This is a genomic window from Mycobacterium sp. NPDC050441 (genome assembly GCF_040655355.1).
In the GTDB taxonomy this organism is placed as follows: Bacteria; Actinomycetota; Actinomycetes; order Mycobacteriales; family Mycobacteriaceae; genus Mycobacterium.
In genome coordinates, this window is sequence record NZ_JBFAJS010000008.1 from 40,982 (window position 1) to 59,942 (window position 18,961).

Genomic DNA, 18,961 nt, shown 5'->3' on the forward strand with positions numbered 1-18,961 from the left:
GCACTTTGCACCAGCGCTCTACCCTGGGGTGATGGTGTGGCAGCCACCTTCACAGCGGGTGCAGGACCTGATCCGGCAATGCGCGCAGACTGTCCTCAACCCCCGGCCGGAATGGCTCGACGAATTCGACGCCGCAGTGCTGGCCGCCAGTCCGACGGTCGCGTCCGACCCCGAACTCGCCGCCGCGGTCGTGCGCAGCAACCACGCCAACCTGTTCTTCTGGGGCACTGCGAATGTGCGGGATCCGGGCGCTCCGGTACCGCCGAACACCGGACCGGAGCCGCTGAGCATCGCGCGAGAACTGGTGCGCCGCGGCGTGAGCGAGTTCCCTCTCGATGCGTACCGGGTCGGCGAGGGCGTGGCGTGGCGTCGCCTCATGGAGATCGCCTTCGAGCTCACGTCCGACCCTGCCGAACTGCACGAGATGTTGGACGTGTGCTCACAGTCCATCAGCGCGTTCGTCGACGCCACACTGGCCGGGATCGCCGCCCAGATCGACCTGGAACGCGACGACCTGACCCGCGGCACCCACGCCGAGCGGCGCGAGACCGTCGCACTACTGCTCGAGGGCGCCCCGATCCCCACGCAGCGCGCAGAGGCGCGCCTGGGCCACGCATTGACCGGAACCCACACCGCGGCGGTGATCTGGAGCGAAGACTCCGCGGGCGACCTGTCCGGGTTGGACCGGGCCGCCGAGGCATTCGGCCAGGACTGCGGTGATCCGCGGCCGTTGAGCGTGCTGGCCAGCACCGCCACCCGCTGGGTGTGGGCGGCGGGTAGCGCCGACATCCAGCACGGTTTGCAGGCGCTGATCCGCACCGCCGGAGACCTGGACGGTGTCCGGATTGCCATCGGCCCGACAGCCGACGGTCTGGATGGGTTCCGGCGCAGTCACTTCGATGCGATCACCACCCAGCAGATGATGGCGCGGCTGCACTCCACACAGCAGATCGCCCGGTTCGCCGATGTCGAACTGGCGGCACTGATCACCGCCGACCCCGATCGCGCTGCCGGGTTCGTCACCCGCAACCTTGGCAGCCTCGAGACCGCTGACCCTGAATTACAGGAATCGGTAAGGGTATTCGTCAACGAACAGTGCAACGCCTCGCGCGCGGCGGCGCGGCTGTACCTGCATCGCAATACGCTGCTGCGCCGGCTGGCCCGCGCCGACGAACTCCTGCCCCGCCCGCTTGCCGAAAACAGCGTCGCGGTGTCCGTCGCCCTGGATGCGCTCCGCTGGCACGGCAACCGGACCGGCTGAGTCGATCAATCGAATGCGTTGTCCAGATAGCGCAGGGCGTCGGTCTTGCCGATCCCCAGCGCACGGGCGGCCTCGGCGAACGAATGCGCGGCGGCGGCCATCGCGGCATCAGCCGGATCGGCCCGTGCGACGAACGTGCCGTACCGCCCCCGGGTCTCCAACACCCCCGCCGACTCCAGCTCGCGATAGGCCCTGGCCACGGTGTTCACCGCGAGCCCGACCTTCCCCGCCAGTTCACGCACGGTAGGCAACCGGGTACCCGGCGTCAGGCGCCCCTGGCGAATGCTCTCGATAATCTGGATCCTGAGTTGATCGAACAACGGTTTTTCCCCGCTCGAATCAATCAGAACCCAATCCCCCAACTCGACCACGTGCTCAGTATCACCCAAACCGACTACGTTGGTGAGGTGCGAGTGACTGTCCTCAGTGGTGCCGGGATCTCGGCGGAGAGCGGTGTACCGACATTCCGTGACGTCGAGACGGGCCTGTGGGCGAAGGTCGACCCCTACGAGATCTCCAGCGTCGAAGGCTGGCAGCGGCATCCCGAGAAAGTCTGGGCCTGGTATCTGTGGCGCCACTACATGATGGCCCACGTGCAGCCCAACGACGGGCATCGGGCCGTGGCAGCCTGGCAGGACTTCGCCGACGTACACGTCATCACCCAGAACGTCGACAACCTGCACGAGCGCGCCGGAAGCACCAACGTCTACCACCTGCACGGCAATTTGTTCGAGTTCCGTTGCGATGCATGTGGTTCGAGGTTCGAGGGCGACTTGCCCGAGATGCCGGAGCCGGTCGAGACGATCGACCCCCCGGTCTGTCCGTGCGGCGGCCTGATCCGGCCGAGCGTGGTGTGGTTCGGCGAGCCGCTGCCCGACGACGCCTGGCAACGGTCGGTACTGGCGGTCGGCAACGCCGATGTGGTGATCGTGGTGGGCACCAGCTCGGTCGTCTATCCCGCGGCAGGCCTGGCCGAGGCCGCCGTGGCCTCGGGCACCGTGGTGATCGAGGTCAATCCGGAACGCACACCGCTGTCCGACAGTGCGACGGTTTCCCTGCGTGAGACCGCGGCCGGCACTCTGCCGAAGCTGCTGCAGCGGTTGCCTACCCTCCTCGGTAGTCGCGACGCCGGCTAGGCAGGCCTGACCGCGCGCCCGATCGCGAACTCGGTCACCGGCAGCGGCACCCAGGCCGGCATCGCCAGCTCACGATGTGCCACCTCAACCTGGAATCCGCTGCCCGCGATGGCCTGCTCAGTGTGCCGATGGGTGTGGCAGTTGCCGAACAACCGCGGCCAGACGGTGGCATCGGCCACGCGCTGCATCCCGGCCCGCCAGCCGCTACCGGCGACATGCTCCAGGTACCGCAGCTCCCCGCCCGGCCGGACAATCGAAAACAGCTGGCGTAGAACCTCATCCGGCCGGTCGATCGAGCACAACACCAATGAACAGACCACCGCGTCGAATGGCTCTGTGCTGCTGAACTTCTCGGCGGTGTCGCTGGTGACGGTCACCGGCACCGGGGCCTGGACTGCCGCGCCGCGGGCCACTTCGGCAAGGTGACGTTCTGGCTCGATGGCGACCACCTCGGTGACCGTCGACGGATAGAAGGGGAAGTTGGTCCCGGTGCCCGCGCCGATCTCCAGGACCCGCCCGCTGAGTCCGGCGAGGTTGTCGCCACGCAGTCGACGCAGAGCCTTCGGCTCCGAACTCGACAGCGTCTTCCACACCCGCGCGAAGAACGGATTGTCCACGGTCTTGTCAGTCACGGCAAGTGCCCTTCTTCGATGTCATCAGCAGTGTTCACTGGTCAACCCCTTCAACCGCGCGATGGTCTCCATGGGTTCGAGGTCGGTACCGATGATCCCCGAGACGATCTGACCGGTGCACACCGCACGCAGCACCCGATCGGTGAACTCCTCGGCATCTCCCCATGGCAGATACGGTTTGGAGATCAGCAGGGCAGCCACCCCGTGGGCCGCGGTCCACAGTTCGAGCGCCAGCGTCGTGGCGTCCCCGGGCGGGTAGATCCCCTCGGTGATCAGCGTGTCCATGGCCGCCCGCATGTGCTGGAACGCCGAGCTGTTCAGCGCGGTGTCGACGTCGCTGCCGGGCCGACCCTCACCCATCGTGGCCAATCGGTACAACTCGGGGGTGCGCCTGGCGAAATTCACATAGGCGTGTCCCTGCGCGCGCAGCACTTCGATGGTCGAGGTGTGATCGGTGGCGGCCCGCTGCATCTCCTCGTCGAGTTTCTCGAAGTACCGCGAGCACACCGCGTCCAGCAGCGTGTCCTTGTCGGCGAAGTGCAGGTAGATCGACGGCGGGGTGACCCCGACGCGCTGGGCCACCGACCGGATCGACACGGCCTTGGCATGGCCGGTTTCCAGCAGTAATTCGGTTGTGGCGTCAAGGATCTGATCACGCAGAAGCTCACCGGAACCGCGCGGGGCGCGGCGCCGTTTACAGGGTTGGATCGCCACGCTAGCCGGCGTCCGTCACACCGGCCCCGGCCGGTTCGCGCTTTTCCCCGTCCCCGGGAACCTCACCGGGCTCATTAGGGTCCACCTCCGGACCCGACTCACTGATCCCGATTCGCTTGTGTAACCGGGCCAACGGGGCGGGCGCCCACCAGTTCCACTGCCTCATCAGGTGCATGAATGCCGGCACCAACAGCATGCGCACCAAGGTGGCGTCGACGAGAACCGCAATGGTCAGGCCCAGGCCGAACATCCGCATGAAGGCCACCTGCGCGGCGATCAGCGCCGCGAACGAGATCGACATCAGCAGCGCCGCGGCCGTCACCACCCGGCCGGTGCGGGCCAGTCCGAGCGCGACGCTCTCGTCGTTCCGTTCCCGCGGGGACATTTCGGTGCCGTCGGGGTGGGTCAGTCCGGATGTCAGCCAGTACTCGCGGATCCGCGACACCAGGAACACCTCGTAGTCCATCGACAACCCGAATGCGATGCAGAACAACAACACCGGCAGGTTGGCCACCAAGGTGCCCGTCGATGTGGTGCCGAGTGCACCCAGGTGGCCGTCCTGGAAAATCCACACCAGCGCACCGAACGCCGCCGACAGGGACAACACGTTGAGCACCAACGCTTTCAGCGGAAGCACCACGCTGCCGGTGAGCAGGAACAGCAGCACGAAAGTGATCGCGGCGATGATGCCGAGCACCAGCGGCAATCGGGAGGTGATCGCCTGTGAGCTGTCCCGGTTGACCTGCGCGATGCCGGTGAACTGCACCTCGGCCGGCGCGGGCACGGCGTGCAGCGCGTCGAGCTGGGCCTCCGAGGCGTCGCTGAACAGCGGCACATGGCTACCGACGGTGAGATACGCACTGCCGTCGGCCATTCCGGTTCCCGAGGTCGGCGGGCCGACCCGTCGGCCGTCGACGAACGTGCCCCCGGGCGCCGACACCGAGACCCCGTCGGCGGCGCGTGACAGGTCGCCCGCATAGCGGTCGAGTTCGGCGGGCGCCAGGCGGGTCACGTCGGGCATCACCACGGTGACCGCGGTCGAGGAGTCGACGGCGAAGTCGTTGCGCAGTTCGTCGCCGAGCTGACGGGACGACGCCGACGACGGCAGCACCCGGTCGTCGGGGAAGCCCCACTTGATGCCGAGGAAGGGGGCGCCCAGCATGAGCAGCAATGCGATGACCGCGAGTCCGATCGGAACCGAGCGACGCATGACGCGCTTGGTCATGCGGTACCAGAAGGTCTGCTCGACGGGTTTGCGCACGGGCTCGGGCCGACCCAGCAGCCTGCGGATGAACCGGCGCACGTCGTAGGCGTCCAGGCGGTCACCCAGCAGCGCGATGGCGGCCGGGGCCACCACGATGGCCGCGAATGCCGCCAGCGCCACCACCGCGATGCCCGCGTAGGCGAAAGACTTGAGGAAGTACATCGGGAACAGCACCATCGCGACCATCGACAGCGCCACCGTCATCGCCGAGAACAGCACCGTGCGCCCGGCCGTCACCATGGTGCGCACCAGCGCGCGGTCCGGATCGACACCGTCGGCGAGTTCGTCGCGGTAGCGGCTGACGATCAGCAGGGTGTAGTCGATGGCCAGCGCCAGACCCATGGCGACGGTGAGGTTGAGCGCGAAGATCGAGACGTCGGTGACCATGGTGAACCCACGCAGCACTGCCAGGGATCCGAGGATCGCGAAGCCGCCGACCGCGAGCGGCAACGCTGCGGCGAGCAATCCGCCGAACACCCACACCAGCACGACGAAGCTCAGCGGGATCGCGATGGATTCCATCATGAAGAGGTCTTTTTCGCTCTGCCCGTTGATCTGGACGTAGATCATCGCCTCGCCGCCGGCGCGCACAGTCACACCGTCACGGTCGTGCACGAGTCGATCGGTGAGCTCCTTGGCATGTTTCTGCGCGCCGCTCTCCCCGCCGGTGATACCGGCCAGGATGAGTCCCGTCTTGCCGTCCTTACTGATCAGCGTGGCTGCCGCGGGTGCGGGCACGGTCCAGGTCGAGCTGACCTCGGTCACGTACGGCGAAGCTTTGAGCTGGGCGGCGATGTCGGCGCCGACGGCCCTGGCCGCGGGACTGTTGGCCCCGGCAGCCGCGTCGTCGTCGGTGACGCTGATGACCAACTGCATATCGCCGCGGGCGAATTTGTCCGAGAGCAGCCGTGTGGCCTGGGCCGATTCCGACGTCGGGTCCTGGAATCCGCCGGCCGACAGGCTGTTGGCCACGGGAATTCCGAAGATGCCGGCGGCCACCATCGCCAGCGCGGCCACCACGAGGACACGTCGCGGTGCGGCGATGGCCAGATGGGCGATTCGGTGCAGCACTTCGTGTCCTTCTTCCAATGGGTATCGCCGTTAAGTTAACAACGGTAAGTTTCCGACGTCAACGTGGGTCTCGCTCTACACACGGCGACCGGCACCGAAGGGTTCACCTCCGACATGTCGCGATGAATTCGGGGGCGTCTGTGCGTCTAATAGGGCATGACACTCACCACCGACGCCGAACCTGCGACCACCGGCATGACCGATACCGGGCTGCTCGTCCTGCGCATCGCCACCGGCGCAACCATGCTGCAAGCCGGTCTGATCAAGGCATTCGACTTCGGCACCGCCGTGGAATTCATGGAGTCCAGCGGGTGGCGGCTCCCCGCATTCGGGGCGTTCATGGTGACCGCGGCCGAAACCCTCGGCGGCATCGGCCTGCTGCTCGGAATCCTCACCCCGTTGGCGGCCTGCGCGGTGATCGGCGCGATGGTCGACGCCTGGGCCGTGAACGTGTCGGCCGACGCCTTCTGGTCGCAGCCGTTCAACGTTCCGTTCCTGGCCGCATTCGCCGCTGCGGCGCTGTTGTTCACCGGCGCCGGCGCGATCTCGGTCGATCACCGGGTGTTCGGCCGCTCCCGGGTGTCGGCCAAGGCCGCGGTGGGCCTGTTGGTGATCGGCGTCGCAGCCGCGGTGGTGACGTGGATCGCGCTGAACCCCAGCAACCCCATCCACATCACAAGACCTACTGGCTAGAAACCTACCCAAAAGTAGGATTGCCACCATTTTCCGAACCGTGACTCAAAGATTCCTTAATAGTGACCCATACGCTCAGTGTCATGTGGATCGACGACACCAGTGCCGATGTCATCAAGGTTGACTTCGAGGCTCTCTACCACGGCGATGTCCTGGTCGAGGGTGAGACCTCCGAGCAGTTTGACGACTACCAAGAACTGCCCACCGCCGTATGAGAAAACGCGCGCCTCGCGGCGCGCGTTTCCCATCTTGAGTTTGCCGTAACTTTGCCCGTCACGGGCCGCAGTCCTCGCTTCAGGCGAGGACTGCTTCTTTCTCCGGCTCGGCCTCATCCGCGCCGATCATGTTGGCCAGGCGCCCGCTGATCAGCAGCTGAGCCTCCGACACCATCCGCGAGACGAGTTCGCCGCAGGTGGGGATGTCGTTGATCAGGCCCATCGAAGTACCGACCGACCAGATGCCTGCGTCGAGATCTCCGATCTCATAGACCTTCACGCCGCGTTTGCCGGCCACCAGATCCTTGACGTCCTCGAACTGGCCGCCGTCCTTGAGGATCTGCACCACCTCACGCGAGACGGTGTTGCTCGCGACCCGCGCGGTATTGCCCAGGCTGCGGAAGATCAGCTCGGTGTCGAGCTCGGTGCCCGCCACGATCGCTTCCTTGACGTTCTGATGGATCGCCGACTCTGCGGTGCACATGAAGCGCGAGCCCATGTTGACACCGTCGGCGCCCAGCGCCAGCGCGGCCACCAGACCACGGGCATCGGCGAAACCACCCGAGGCGATCATCGGGATGTCGATCTTCTCCGACGCCGCCGGGATCAGCACCAGGCCCGGGATGTCGTCCTCGCCCGGGTGTCCGGCGCACTCGAACCCGTCGATGCTGATGCCGTCCACACCCAGGCTCTGGGCCTTGACCGCATGGCGCACCGAGGTGCACTTGTGCAGCACCTTGATGCCGTTGTCGTGGAACATCGGCAGGTGCGGCGCCGGGTTGGACCCGGCGGTCTCGACGATCTTGATGCCGGAGTCGACGATCACCTGGCGGTACTCGTCGTACGGCGGCGGGTTGATCGTCGGCAGGATCGTCAGGTTCACCCCGAACGGCTTGTCGGTGAGCTCGCGGGTCTTGGCGATCTCGTTGGCCAGATCAGCCGGAGTCGGCTGGGTCAGCGCAGTGAGAAAGCCCAGGGCACCCGCATTGGCCACGCCCGCAACCAGTTCGGCGCGGCCGACCCACTGCATGCCACCCTGCACGATTGGGTGCTCGATCCCGAACGTCTCGGTGAACTTCGTCTTCAATGCCATATCAGTCCTTACTTACCTGGGGGCCATACGGATCGCGCCGTCGAGGCGGATGACCTCGCCGTTGAGCATCGGATTCTCGATGATGTGCACGGCCAGAGCGCCGTACTCGTCGGGATCGCCCAGCCGGGCCGGGTGCGGCACCTGCTGCCCCAGCGATTTCTGTGCCTCTTCGGGCAGCGAGCCCAGCAGCGGGGTCTTGAACAGACCCGGCGCGATGGTGCACACGCGGATCAGCTCACGGGAGAGGTCGCGCGCGATCGGCAGCGTCATGCCGACCACGCCGCCTTTGGACGCCGAGTAGGCAGCCTGGCCGATCTGGCCGTCGAACGCCGCCACCGAGGCGGTGTTGATGATGACGCCGCGCTCCTCGCCTGCCAGCGGCTCGGTCTTGGCGATGCGCTCGGCGCTCAGCCGGATCACGTTGAACGTGCCGATCAGGTTGACCTCGACCACCTTGCGGAACCCGTCGAGCGGGAACGCGCCGTTCTTGCTCAGGGTCTTGATGGCATTGCCGATGCCGGCGCAGTTGACGTTGATGCGCACCGGGCCAAGCGATTCCGCGACGTCGAGCGCCTCGGTCACACCCGCTTCGTCGGTGACATCGGTGGCGACGAACTTGGCCCGATCACCGAGTTCGGCCACAACCTCCTCACCCTTGAGGTCGATCACCACCACCTGAGCACCCGCGTCCAGCAGGCGCTTGGTGGTGGCCAGGCCCAGGCCGGAGGCACCGCCGGTGACGACGGCTACCGCGTCTTTGATCTCCACTTACCGCATTCCTTTCCGGCCGGCGTTGTGCCGACCCACTGATGTGGTTGAACTGAACGGTGAACTAAACCCAGTCCCGCAGAACAGCTTCGGTGTCGGCTCCGCGCGGGCTCGGCGGCGTCGGCACCGTCGTGGTGCTGCGTGAGAACCGCGGTGCCGGCATCGGCTGCAGGTTGCCCTCGTCGTCGAAGAACGTGTCGCGCTCGGCGATGTGCGGTTCGGTGAGCACCTCGGCGAAAGACAGCACCGGCGTCGCACAGGCATCGGTACCGGCGAACACCTTGGCCCAGTGATCCCGGTCGTGCGCGGCGAAGGCCTTGGTGAAGGCCTCACGCAACTCGGGCCAGCGCGCCACGTCGTTCTGGCCCGGCAGATCGGCGCCGTCCAGGCCGAGGCCCTTGAGTAGCTCGGCGTAGAACTGCGGCTCGATCGCGCCGATGGCCATGTACTTGCCGTCGGCGGTCTCATAGGTGTCGTAGTACGGTGCGCCGGTGTCGAGCATGTTGGTGCCGCGCTCGTCGGACCACAGGCCGTTGGCGCGGAAGCCCCACATCATCTGCATCAGCACGGACGAACCGTCGACCATGGCCGCGTCGATCACCTGCCCCTTGCCCGAGGTCTGACGCTCGAACAGGGCCGAGAGGATGCCGACGAGCAGGAACATCGACCCGCCACCGAAATCACCGGCCAGGTTCAGCGGCGGCACCGGGCGCTCACCCTTGCGCCCGACCGCGTGCAGCAGGCCGTTGAGTGAGATGTAGTTGATGTCGTGGCCGGCCTGCAGGGCCCGCGGACCCTCCTGACCCCACCCCGTCATGCGGGCGTAGATCAGCCGGTCATTGATCTTGGCGCAGTCCTGCGGGCCCAGACCCAGACGTTCGGTGACACCCGGCCGGTAGCCCTCGATCAGCACGTCGGCCTTGGAGATCAGGTTGAGCACGAGCTCACGGCCCTCGTCGCTCTTGAGGTCGGCCGCCACCGACCGGCGGTTGCGCAGCATCGAATCCCGGTCGCCGGCGGGCACTCCCCCGCTGCGGCCCGGCCGCTCGATCCGCACGACGTCGGCGCCCAGGTCGCCGAGGATCATCGCCGCATGCGGGCCGGGCCCGATACCGGCCAGCTCCACAACGCGCAAACCTTGCAGTGGTCCTGCCATGCTCTTCCGCCCTTCGCGTGTTAGGCCTTGGTTGACCGGTGACATAGCTTACTTGTATAACCTTCTCGACCGGCATGGCCATAGCCGGCCCCGCCCGGAGCGGGCCACTGGCCCGCCAGACCTAAGGTGCATAGATGACCGTGACCCGCGCGTACCCCGACGTCAAAGATCTATCCGTGTCCCTCGAGGACGGTGTGCTGTCGGTGACGCTGAACCGGCCCGACAGCCTCAATTCCCTGACCCAGGGCATGCTCGTCACGATCGCCGACACGATGGAACTGGCCGCCACGGATCCCGAGGTCCGGGCGGTCCGACTGGGCGGCGCGGGCCGCGGCTTCAGCTCGGGCGCAGGCATCAGCGAGGAAGACCAGAACGCCGAGACCCACGACGCCGAAGGCGTGCTCGACGCCGCCAACCGCGCCGTCGCCTCCATCGTCGGACTGCCCAAGCCGGTCGTGGCCGCAGTGCAGGGGCCCGCCGCGGGCGTCGGGGTGTCCCTGGCACTGGCGTGCGACGTCGTGCTCGCCTCGGAGTCGGCCTTCTTCCTGTTGGCCTTCACCAAGATCGGGTTGATGCCCGACGGCGGCGCGTCGGCTCTGGTCGCCGCGAACATCGGCCGGATCCGGGCCATGCGGCTGGCACTGCTGGCCGACCGACTCACCGCCGCCGACGCCTACGACTGGGGTCTGATCAGCGCCGTGTACCCGGCCGACGAGTTCGACGCGGCGGTGGACAAGATCATCGGCAAGCTCCGCTCCGGTCCGGCCGTCGCCCTGCGTGAGACCAAGCAGGCCGTCAACGCGGCCACGCTCACCGAGCTCGAGGGTGCCTTCGCCCGCGAGCGCAAAGGCCAGCTGCAGCTGCTGGTGTCCAACGACTTCCGCGAGGGCACCAAGGCCTTTCAGCAGAACCGGCGCCCGGAGTTCTCGGACCAGTAACCGCTCGCCGGGCTCGCCACCCGAAAATCGTTGGACTCAACCCGCTCCGGGTAGGCACCATCGAATGTTGTGAGCATGCAGCACGACATCCAGACGCCGGTCGGTCAGACCGGCGGTTGGCGTGTGCTCGCCCCGTTCCGCATCCGCGAATACCGGTTGCTGATCGCCGCGGTCACGTTGTCGATCTTCGCCGAGGGCATGTGGTCGGTCGTGATGGCGTTGCAGGTCATCGCGATCGACAACGATCCGGCCTCGCTGTCGCTGGTGGCGACCTGCCTCGGTCTCGGGCTGGTGGCGTTCGTCCTCATCGGCGGCATCGCCGCTGACCGGATCAACCAGCGCACGATCATCATCGCGGTCGAGACCGTCAATCTGGTGACGGTCACGACGGTCGCGGTGCTGGGCCTGCTCGACGCGCTCAAAATCTGGCATCTGGCCGTCGCATCAGGCATTCTCGGCATCGCCGCGGCCTTCTTCTTCCCGGCCTACAGCGCGCTGCTGCCGCGCATCCTGCCGCCCGAACAACTGTTGGCGGCCAACGGCGTGGAAGGCGTGGTGCGCCCGGTATTCCAGCGTTCGGTCGGGCCCGCCGTCGCAGGCATGGTGATCGCCGCGACCTTCCCCTCACTGGGCGCGGTCGTGGTGGCGGTGCTGTTCGGGCTCGGTCTGGCCCTCCTGGTCGCCACCCGCGGGAGCTCGGATCTGGTTGCGGCACAGGATGACAGCGAGCGACCGCACGTATTACGTGACCTGCGTGACGGTTTCACGTTCATGGCGCGCACACCGTGGCTGCTGTGGACACTGTTGTTCGCCAGCATGTTCGTGCTCGTCGTCCTCGGACCGATCGAGGTACTGCTGCCGTTCATCGCCCAGGACCGGTTCACCGACGGCGCCCGGGCCTACGGATTCATCCTGGCATTCTTCGGATTCGGCAGCGCACTGGGAGCGTTGACGGTGTCCTCGCGCCGGATGCCGCGACGCTACCTGACCACGATGATGTTGATGTGGGGGCTGGGTTCGATCCCGCTGGTCATCGTCGGCGTCACCTCTTCGTTCCCGTTGATGGCGGCCGCCACGTTCTGTATCGGCGTCACCGACGGTGCCGGGATGGTGATCTGGGGAACGCTGCTGCAGCGCCGGGTCCCGACGGAGATGCTGGGCCGGGTCTCAAGCCTGGACTTCTTCGTGTCGTTGGCCTTCATGCCGCTGTCGTTCGCGATCGTCGGCCCGCTGTCGAAGGTCGTCTCGATGGAGTCGATCTTCCTCGTGGCCGGGCTGCTGCCTGCCGTGCTGGCCGCGGTGGCCGTGGCCGCAGCCCGGATGCCGCGCGACGAGCTGGCGCACCCGCTGCGCTAGGAGAACACCCCGGCCGTGGTCGCCGCGATCGCGGCTTCTACCGCTCGATCCGCGTCGGCGACCGTGAGAGTCCTCGTGCTGGTGAGGAATTGGTAGTAGAGCGGGGCTGAGACCTGCCGGATGACCGCCGCGGCGTCGGTCCCGGCCGGCGCCTCGCCGCGCTCCACCGCATCGGCCACGCATCCGGCCCACTCCGCGATTCGCCGGCCGTAAAACGCCTCCAGCGCCGCTGCAGGGTGTGGGTCGCATGTGGCGGCGGCGATGACGGACTTGAACAACCGGCCCTGGCGAGGATCGTTCAGGGTGCGACGCACGAGCTTGGCGTTGGCCCGCAGATCACCGCGCAACGACCCGGTATCGGCGCGCGGCAACGACTGTTCGGCCATGTCGACGAGGAGGTCGGCCACCAACGCCGGCACCGAACCCCACCGCCGGTACACCGTCGACTTGCCGACGCCCGCCCTCTCGGCCACCGCCGTCAGTTCCAGGCCCTCCAGCCCGGCCTCGATGAGAAGGTCGGCGGTCGCGCGCAACACCGCGTCGCGCACGGCCGCGGTACGCCCGCCCGGTCGTTCGACTGCCATTCCCCCATATTAATAGGAATATTTTCCCGTTAACCATGTGTTCCTTATCGGGAAGACAGTCTCGTTAAGGAGTTGGAATGGAATATCGCAGGGTTGGCGACTCAGACCTCATGGTCTCCGAGTTGAGCTTCGGTGCAGCTACTTTCGGCGGATCAGGAGAGTTCTTCGGCGCTTGGGGCGACACCGGCGTCAAGCAGGCGCGGGCGATGGTCGACATGAGCCTGGAGGCCGGGATCAACCTGTTCGACACCGCGGACGTGTACTCCGACGGCGCCTCGGAAGAAGTACTCGGTGCGGCACTGCGCGGGCGCCGCGACCGCGTGTTGATCTCCACCAAGGCCGGGCTGCCGACCGCGCCCGACGACTGGGGTACGTCACGGGCACGACTGTTGCGGGCCGTCGATACCGCGCTGACACGGCTGCAGACCGACCGCATCGACCTGTTCCAGCTACACGCCTACGACGCGTTCACCCCGATCGAGGAGGTGTTGCAAGCTCTCGACACGCTCGTCGACCAGGGCAAGGTGCGCTACACCGGGGTGTCGAACTTCTCCGGATGGCAGCTCATGAAGTCCCTGAGCCTCGCCGAAAAGCACGATCGTCCAAGGTATGTCGCGCACCAGGTGTATTACTCGCTGATCGGGCGGGACTACGAGTGGGAGCTCATGCCGTTGGCCACGGCCGAAGGGGTCGGTGCACTCGTGTGGAGCCCGCTGGGCTGGGGACGACTCACCGGGAAACTCCGCCGCGGCCGGCCACTGCCGGAACGTAGCCGACTGCACGCCACCGCGGACGCCGGTCCGCCGGTCGACGACGAGCTTCTCTATCGCGTGGTCGACGAACTCGACGCGATCGCCGCGGAAACCGGCAGAACCGTCCCACAGGTAGCACTCAACTGGCTGCTGCGCAGACCGACGGTGTCGTCGGTCATCATCGGGGCCCGCGACGAGCGGCAGTTACGCGACAACCTCGGCGCGGTTGGATGGCAATTGAATGCCGATCAGATCGCGCGCCTGGACGCCGCAAGCACCGGCCAGGCGCCGTATCCCTACTTCCCGTATCGCCGTCAGGACGGGTTCGCGAAACTCAATCCGCCTCTCGGTGCAACCCGGTGAGGTGCGTGTAGGCCGCGGCGTTGAGCTGGTTGTGGCCGACCTCGTCATCGCTGAGCTCACGGCGCACCTTGGCGGGCACACCGGCCACCAGCGAGCGCGGCGGCACCACCATGCCCTGGGGAACCACCGCACCGGCAGCGACCAATGAGCCGGCGCCGATCACCGCCCCGTTGAGCACCACGGCACCCATCCCGACCAGGCTGTCCTGCTCGACCGTGCAGCCGTGCAGCACCACGTTGTGGCCCACCGTCACGCCGGTGGCCACCCGGCACGGGAACCCGGGGTCGACGTGGACGGTCACGCCGTCCTGGATGTTGCTACCTTCTCCGATCTCGATGGGCTCGACCTCCGCGCGCAGCGTGGCGCCGTACCAGACGCTGGCGCCGGCGGCCAGCGAAACCTGGCCGATCACACTGGCATTGGGGGCGACCCAGGCGTCCGGGTCGATCTGCGGGGTATGACCAGCGACGGAGACGATCAGCGGCTCAGGCATGCCGGTCATGGTAGACAGCCGACCGGCCGGCTCATGCGCCCTGGTACACCTTGCGGTAGCTCGACGGGGACATCCCGAGCCCGCGGCGTAGGTGGTGGCGCAGATTGCCCGCGGTGCCCAGACCCGAACGCCTGGCCACCTCGTCGACCGACAGGTCTCCGGATTCCAGAAGTTCGCGCGCCAGGTCCAGCCTGCGGCTGCGGATCCAGGCGCCCGGAGCCTGTCCGGTCTCCTCGGTGAAGCGACGGTTGAACGTGCGGGCGCTCATGTGGGCGTGTGCGGCCAGCCGCATCACGGTGAGTTCCTCATCGAGGTGCCGCAGCGCCCAGTCGCGGGTGGCAGCGGTCGAAGCGTGGTCGGTGATGGTGAACCGATGGTCGATGAACTGCGCCTGCCCGCCCTCCCGCCACGGTGGCACCACGCAGTAGCGCGCCACTCCGTTGGCCACGTGAGCGCCGTGGTCGCTGCGAATGATGTGCAGACACAGGTCGATTCCGGCGGCCAGGCCGGCTGAGGTGAGCACGTCATCGTCGTCGACGAACAGCACGTCCTGATCGAGCCGCACCCCGGGATGCAGCCGCCGCATGTCCTCGGCGTAGCGCCAGTGGGTGGTGGCCGGCCTGCCGTCCAGCAGCCCCGCAGCAGCAAGCACGAATGCTCCGGTGCAAATCGACACCAGGCGCGTTCCGGGGCGGATTCGGGCCAGCGCGGCGGACACCTCCCCGTCCAGCACACCGTCGATCCGCGCCGGCGGATAGCGGGTTCCCGGGATCACCACGGTGTCGGCCGAGTCCAACGCCTCAGCTCCCGCGATGGGCACCATCGCGAACCCGGTCGTCGACGGCACCGGATCAGTGGTGAGTCCGCACGTCACCACGTCGTAGAGGGGATTCCCCTCGCTGTCGGTGGCGTTGGAGAACAGCAGCGGCGCGATGGTCGCGTCGAAACCGACCACCGGAGCCAGCAGCAGGACGGCTACGCGGTGCACGACGCCAGTGTGGCACGTTTTTGATGATTGCTGTCGTTTATGCCACTGGTCCAGGCGGCCGTCCTCGGCAACAGTGGTCGGGTGACTCGAAACCTCGACCGGGCGGCGGTCCCCGCGCGCGTCCGCATCCACTGGGCCTGGGTGGTCGCCGCGGTGAGCTTCGTGGCGATCCTGGGCGCGGCCGGGTTCCGGTCCATTCCGGGCGTGATGATGATTCCGCTGCATCACGAGTTCGGCTGGTCGCACGGCACGGTCGGGCTGGCGATGTCGGTCAACATGATGTTGTACGGACTCACCGCGCCGTTCGCCGCTGCGCTCATGGACCGCTTCGGGGTCCGGCCGGTGCTGACCGTGTCGCTGCTGCTGATCGCGACCGGCTCGGCATGCAGCATCGCGATGACGGCCAGCTGGCAGCTGGTGCTGCTGTGGGGCGTACTGGTCGGCATCGGCACAGGCTCGATCTCGATGGGATTCGTGGCGACCATCGCCACCCGCTGGTTCGAACAGCGCCGCGGGCTGGTCACCGGTGTGCTCACCGCCGCCAGCGCCACCGGACAACTGCTGTTCCTGCCTGTCGTCGCGGCCGTCACCACGCAACACGGCTGGCGCTGGGCATCTCTGATCGTCGCGGCCGCCTCGCTGGCCGTCGTGCCGCTCGCCGCCCTGTTCATGCGCAACCGCCCCGCCGATGTCGGCCTGGCGCCATACGGGGCAACCGAGGCAGCCTCGCCCGCCCCGGCCCCGGCGGGCGGCTTCAGCGCAGCCATCGACGGCCTGCGCATCGGCGCACGGACACGCGTGTTCTGGCTGCTGGCCGGGAGCTTCGCGATCTGCGGCATGACCACCAACGGTCTGATCGGCACGCATTTCATCCCGGCCGCCAACGACCACGGGATGCCCACCACGGTCGCCGCAGGCCTGCTCGCCACCATCGGAATTCTCGACGTCGCGGGCACGGTGTTCTCCGGCTGGCTCACCGACCGCGTGGACCCGCGCCTGCTGCTGCTCGTCTACTACGCGGGCCGCGGCCTGTCACTGCTGCTGTTGCCGTCGCTGCTGTCCCCGCATGCCGAACCGAGCACCTGGGTGTTCGTCATCTTCTACGGCCTGGACTGGGTGGCCACCGTGCCGCCGACCATCGTGCTGTGCCGGGACTACTTCGGGGATCGTTCGCCAGTGGTGTTCGGCTGGGTGTTCGCGTCCCACCAGGTGGGCGCGGCCATCGCCGCCGCGGGTGCAGGGTGGCTGCGGGATCTGAACGGCGACTACGACCTGGCCTTCCGACTGGCCGCCGGGCTGTGCTTCGTCGCCGCGGCACTTTGCCTCAGTATCAGAAAAGCCCAGGTCACAGACACTGGGGCGGTCAGAGTGGACAGCTCGGCTTTGCCGTAACCACTTCGTAGCCCTTAACATCCGATGCGGCGCCGCGGGGAACGCTGAGCCGGTGGTGCTCGCGGTCGCTCGCCATAGTCGCGCGGAGATCCGTGTAACGCGTCACCGGCAGCCGACGAATACAGGCTAGGCATGAGCGGGAGGAAAACCCACCAAATGAAGACTCGCACCAAGACACTGGGCGTTGCTGCGGCCGTCGCCGCGATCACGGCGTCGCTGCCGCTGTCGTTCACCGCATACGCCGACCCGGCACCGACAACGACCGCCGCCCCGGTGGTCGAGATCCCCGACCCACAGGGCTCGGGCTGCGACAACTTCAAGAAGGCCATGCCGGATTGGAAGAGCCTCGCCGATCTGCCGGCAGGCAAGGTTCTGGCCGCCATCCCGGACATCAGCACGTTCAACGCGGCACTGTCCGGCGGGTTGAACCCGGCCGTCAACGTCGTGCCGGTAATCGACAACGGCCCGTACGTCATCTTCGCGCCGACGAACGATGCGTTCGCCGCCCTGGAGCCCGGCAAGCTCGATGCGCTCAAGGCCGATCCGGCCGCGCTCACCAGCCTGGACTACTACCACGCGTTCCTGGGCCTGCTCGGCCCCGATGACGTCAAGGGCCAGCGGCCCACCCAGCAGGGCGCCGAGGTCAAGGTGACCGGCAAGGGTGGCGACATCAAGGTCAACGACACCGCCAAGCTGGTCTGCGGTCCCATCCAGGCGCAGAACGCCCGGATCTACCTGATCGACACCGTGCTGGATCCCAACGCCCCGCCGGAGAGCCTGGTGCCGTCGATCACGGGCACCAGCACCACGTCCAAGGCCCCGGAAGCCACCCCGGCCGCTGACGCGCCGATCGGCTGACCTCAGCCCGCGCCGACTCAGCGTGAGCAGACACAAAACTGCCCCTTTTCACAAGAAAAGGGGCAGTTTTGCATCTCGTCGCGGTATTACACGCCCAACTCGCGGCCGATGATCTCCTTCATGATCTCGGTGGTGCCACCGAAGATCGTCTGGATACGTCCGTCCACGTAGGCGCGTGCGACGCGGTACTCCATCATGTAGCCGTAGCCGCCGTGCAGCTGCACGCAATTGTCGATGACCTTCTTGGCGACCTCGGTGGCCCACCACTTCGCCTTGGCCGCCTCGACCGCGGTCAGCTCACCGTCGACGACACCCTGCAGACACCGGTCGATGTAGGTCTCGGTGACCTCGAGCTCGGTGTCCATCTCGGCGAGCAGGAATCGGTTGTGCTGGAAGCTGCCGATCGGCTGGCCGAAGGCCTTGCGGTCCTTGGCGTACTGCAGCGTCTCCTGGAAGACCGCACGGGCACCGTAGATCGCCGAGATGGCGATCGAGAGCCGCTCCGAGGGCAGATTGGTCATCAGGTGATAGAACCCGCGACCTTCCTTGCCGAGCAGGTTGGCGTTCGGCACCCGCACGTTCTCGAAGTGCAGCTCTGAGGTGTCCTGGCTGTGCAGGCCCATCTTGTCGAGCTTGCGGCCGCGGGTGAAGCCCTCCATGCCGCGCTCCACCACGAACAGCGTGAAGCCCTTGTGGCCGGCCTCGGGATCGGTGCGGGCCACCACGACACACAGGTCGCAGTTGATGCCCGAGGAGATGAACGTCTTGGAGCCGTTGATGATCCAGTCGTCCCCGTCGCGCACCGCCGAGGTGCGGATGCCCGCGAGGTCGCTGCCTGCGCCCGGTTCGGTCATCGCGACCGCGATGATGGTCTCGCCGCTGGCAATGCCGGGCAGCCAGCGCTGCTTCTGCTCGTCGTTGGTGAGGTCCTTGAAGTACGGGCCGACGACGTCGTTGTGCAGGCTCAGCGCCGGGCCGTGCACGCCGGCCTTGGCGATCTCCTCGTCGATGATGGCGTTGAACCGGAAGTCATCCGAACCACCGCCGCCGAACTCCTCCGGCATGTTGAACCCGATCACGCCGTACTTGCCGGCGGCGGTGTACGCCGACCGGTCGACGATGCGCTCGGTCTCCCATTTCTCGGAGTGCGGGACGAGCTCACGCTCGATGTACTCCTTGACCGTCCCGCGGAACGCCTCGTGCTCCGCGGTGTAGATCTGTCGCTTCATATCGC

Annotated in this window: 20 protein-coding genes; 9 read left to right on the forward strand and 11 right to left on the reverse strand. The window is 67.1% G+C overall.

Translation table 11 applies throughout. From position 1 onward, the window contains the following. The first annotated feature begins 31 nt into the window (after nucleotides 1-31). Nucleotides 32-1,261 (forward strand): PucR family transcriptional regulator, encoded by a 1,230-nt coding sequence (locus AB0I14_RS23350; RefSeq protein ID WP_358026533.1) that lies wholly within the window; start codon nucleotides 32-34, stop codon nucleotides 1,259-1,261. A gap of 5 nt (nucleotides 1,262-1,266) precedes the next feature. Here the strand turns inward: AB0I14_RS23350 and AB0I14_RS23355 are convergent, their stop codons facing one another. After that, nucleotides 1,267-1,632, reverse strand: coding sequence for a GntR family transcriptional regulator (locus tag AB0I14_RS23355; protein ID WP_358026537.1), 366 nt, complete (start codon nucleotides 1,630-1,632; stop codon nucleotides 1,267-1,269). A gap of 36 nt (nucleotides 1,633-1,668) precedes the next feature. On the opposite strand from AB0I14_RS23355, the gene AB0I14_RS23360 reads away from it, so the two are divergent. Beyond that, a complete protein-coding gene (locus AB0I14_RS23360) occupies nucleotides 1,669-2,397 on the forward strand; it encodes an NAD-dependent deacylase (RefSeq protein WP_358026540.1) in 729 nt (242 codons plus the stop codon). Here AB0I14_RS23360 and AB0I14_RS23365 read toward each other — a convergent pair. From AB0I14_RS23365 to AB0I14_RS23375, 3 genes are read right to left on the reverse strand one after another with little or no spacing between them, the layout of a single operon-like run. Next, on the reverse strand, nucleotides 2,394-3,029 hold the full coding sequence (locus tag AB0I14_RS23365; protein ID WP_358026543.1) for a class I SAM-dependent methyltransferase: 636 nt from the start codon (nucleotides 3,027-3,029) through the stop codon (nucleotides 2,394-2,396). The genes AB0I14_RS23360 and AB0I14_RS23365 overlap by 4 nt on opposite strands. Before the next feature lie 24 nt (nucleotides 3,030-3,053). Continuing rightward, nucleotides 3,054-3,743 carry a TetR/AcrR family transcriptional regulator gene (locus tag AB0I14_RS23370; protein ID WP_358026546.1) on the reverse strand — a complete coding sequence of 230 codons (690 nt, stop codon included), beginning with the start codon at nucleotides 3,741-3,743 and terminating at the stop codon, nucleotides 3,054-3,056. Nucleotide 3,744: 1 nt separating this feature from the next. Then, nucleotides 3,745-6,078, reverse strand: a complete 2,334-nt coding sequence (locus AB0I14_RS23375) for an MMPL family transporter (RefSeq protein WP_358026549.1) — start codon at nucleotides 6,076-6,078, stop codon at nucleotides 3,745-3,747. Between the two features lie 156 nt (nucleotides 6,079-6,234). Here AB0I14_RS23375 and AB0I14_RS23380 point away from each other — a divergent pair, with 156 nt between their 5' ends. Both AB0I14_RS23380 and AB0I14_RS23385 read left to right on the forward strand, forming a co-directional pair. Continuing rightward, a complete protein-coding gene (locus tag AB0I14_RS23380; protein ID WP_358026551.1) occupies nucleotides 6,235-6,771 on the forward strand; it encodes a DoxX family protein in 537 nt (178 codons plus the stop codon). An 83-nt stretch (nucleotides 6,772-6,854) separates the two neighbouring features. Continuing rightward, nucleotides 6,855-6,986, forward strand: coding sequence for a hypothetical protein (locus AB0I14_RS23385; RefSeq protein WP_155915856.1), 132 nt, complete (start codon nucleotides 6,855-6,857; stop codon nucleotides 6,984-6,986). A 79-nt stretch (nucleotides 6,987-7,065) separates the two neighbouring features. Here AB0I14_RS23385 and AB0I14_RS23390 read toward each other — a convergent pair whose 3' ends face one another. From AB0I14_RS23390 to AB0I14_RS23400, 3 genes are all read right to left on the reverse strand, one after another. Continuing rightward, the gene (locus AB0I14_RS23390; RefSeq protein ID WP_358026553.1) at nucleotides 7,066-8,079 is read right to left on the reverse strand and encodes a nitronate monooxygenase family protein; all 1,014 of its coding nucleotides are present in this window, start codon (nucleotides 8,077-8,079) and stop codon (nucleotides 7,066-7,068) included. A gap of 12 nt (nucleotides 8,080-8,091) precedes the next feature. Continuing rightward, on the reverse strand, nucleotides 8,092-8,847 hold the full coding sequence (locus AB0I14_RS23395) for a 3-hydroxyacyl-CoA dehydrogenase (RefSeq protein WP_358026556.1): 756 nt from the start codon (nucleotides 8,845-8,847) through the stop codon (nucleotides 8,092-8,094). Between the two features lie 64 nt (nucleotides 8,848-8,911). Next, nucleotides 8,912-10,003 carry a CaiB/BaiF CoA-transferase family protein gene (locus AB0I14_RS23400; protein WP_358026559.1) on the reverse strand — a complete coding sequence of 364 codons (1,092 nt, stop codon included), beginning with the start codon at nucleotides 10,001-10,003 and terminating at the stop codon, nucleotides 8,912-8,914. Nucleotides 10,004-10,137: 134 nt separating this feature from the next. On the opposite strand from AB0I14_RS23400, the gene AB0I14_RS23405 reads away from it, so the two are divergent. Next, on the forward strand, nucleotides 10,138-10,941 hold the full coding sequence (locus tag AB0I14_RS23405; RefSeq protein WP_358026562.1) for an enoyl-CoA hydratase: 804 nt from the start codon (nucleotides 10,138-10,140) through the stop codon (nucleotides 10,939-10,941). A 75-nt stretch (nucleotides 10,942-11,016) separates the two neighbouring features. After that, nucleotides 11,017-12,297: a tetracycline efflux MFS transporter Tet(V) gene (gene tet(V), locus AB0I14_RS23410; RefSeq protein WP_358027282.1), complete on the forward strand. Its 1,281-nt coding sequence runs from the start codon at nucleotides 11,017-11,019 to the stop codon at nucleotides 12,295-12,297. On the opposite strand, the gene AB0I14_RS23415 is transcribed toward tet(V), so the two are convergent. Beyond that, entirely contained in the window at nucleotides 12,294-12,881 is a 588-nt protein-coding gene (locus AB0I14_RS23415; protein ID WP_358026564.1) for a TetR/AcrR family transcriptional regulator, read from the reverse strand. The two genes, tet(V) and AB0I14_RS23415, sit on opposite strands and share 4 nt — an antisense overlap. A gap of 77 nt (nucleotides 12,882-12,958) precedes the next feature. Here AB0I14_RS23415 and AB0I14_RS23420 point away from each other — a divergent pair, with 77 nt between their 5' ends. Then, nucleotides 12,959-13,996: an aldo/keto reductase gene (locus AB0I14_RS23420; RefSeq protein WP_358026567.1), complete on the forward strand. Its 1,038-nt coding sequence runs from the start codon at nucleotides 12,959-12,961 to the stop codon at nucleotides 13,994-13,996. Here the strand turns inward: AB0I14_RS23420 and AB0I14_RS23425 are convergent. Continuing rightward, the gene (locus tag AB0I14_RS23425; protein ID WP_358026570.1) at nucleotides 13,968-14,489 is read right to left on the reverse strand and encodes a gamma carbonic anhydrase family protein; all 522 of its coding nucleotides are present in this window, start codon (nucleotides 14,487-14,489) and stop codon (nucleotides 13,968-13,970) included. The two genes, AB0I14_RS23420 and AB0I14_RS23425, sit on opposite strands and share 29 nt — an antisense overlap. A 31-nt stretch (nucleotides 14,490-14,520) precedes the next feature. Continuing rightward, on the reverse strand, nucleotides 14,521-15,477 hold the full coding sequence (locus AB0I14_RS23430; protein WP_358026572.1) for a helix-turn-helix domain-containing protein: 957 nt from the start codon (nucleotides 15,475-15,477) through the stop codon (nucleotides 14,521-14,523). A gap of 39 nt (nucleotides 15,478-15,516) precedes the next feature. Between AB0I14_RS23430 and AB0I14_RS23435 the strand changes: the two genes are divergently transcribed. Next, nucleotides 15,517-16,869, forward strand: coding sequence for an MFS transporter (locus tag AB0I14_RS23435; protein ID WP_358026574.1), 1,353 nt, complete (start codon nucleotides 15,517-15,519; stop codon nucleotides 16,867-16,869). A gap of 156 nt (nucleotides 16,870-17,025) precedes the next feature. Continuing rightward, on the forward strand, nucleotides 17,026-17,727 hold the full coding sequence (locus AB0I14_RS23440; RefSeq protein WP_358026577.1) for a fasciclin domain-containing protein: 702 nt from the start codon (nucleotides 17,026-17,028) through the stop codon (nucleotides 17,725-17,727). 86 nt (nucleotides 17,728-17,813) lie between these two features. Here the strand turns inward: AB0I14_RS23440 and AB0I14_RS23445 are convergent, their stop codons facing one another. Further along, a complete protein-coding gene (locus AB0I14_RS23445; RefSeq protein ID WP_358026580.1) occupies nucleotides 17,814-18,956 on the reverse strand; it encodes an acyl-CoA dehydrogenase family protein in 1,143 nt (380 codons plus the stop codon). Between the last annotated feature and the right edge of the window lie 5 nt (nucleotides 18,957-18,961).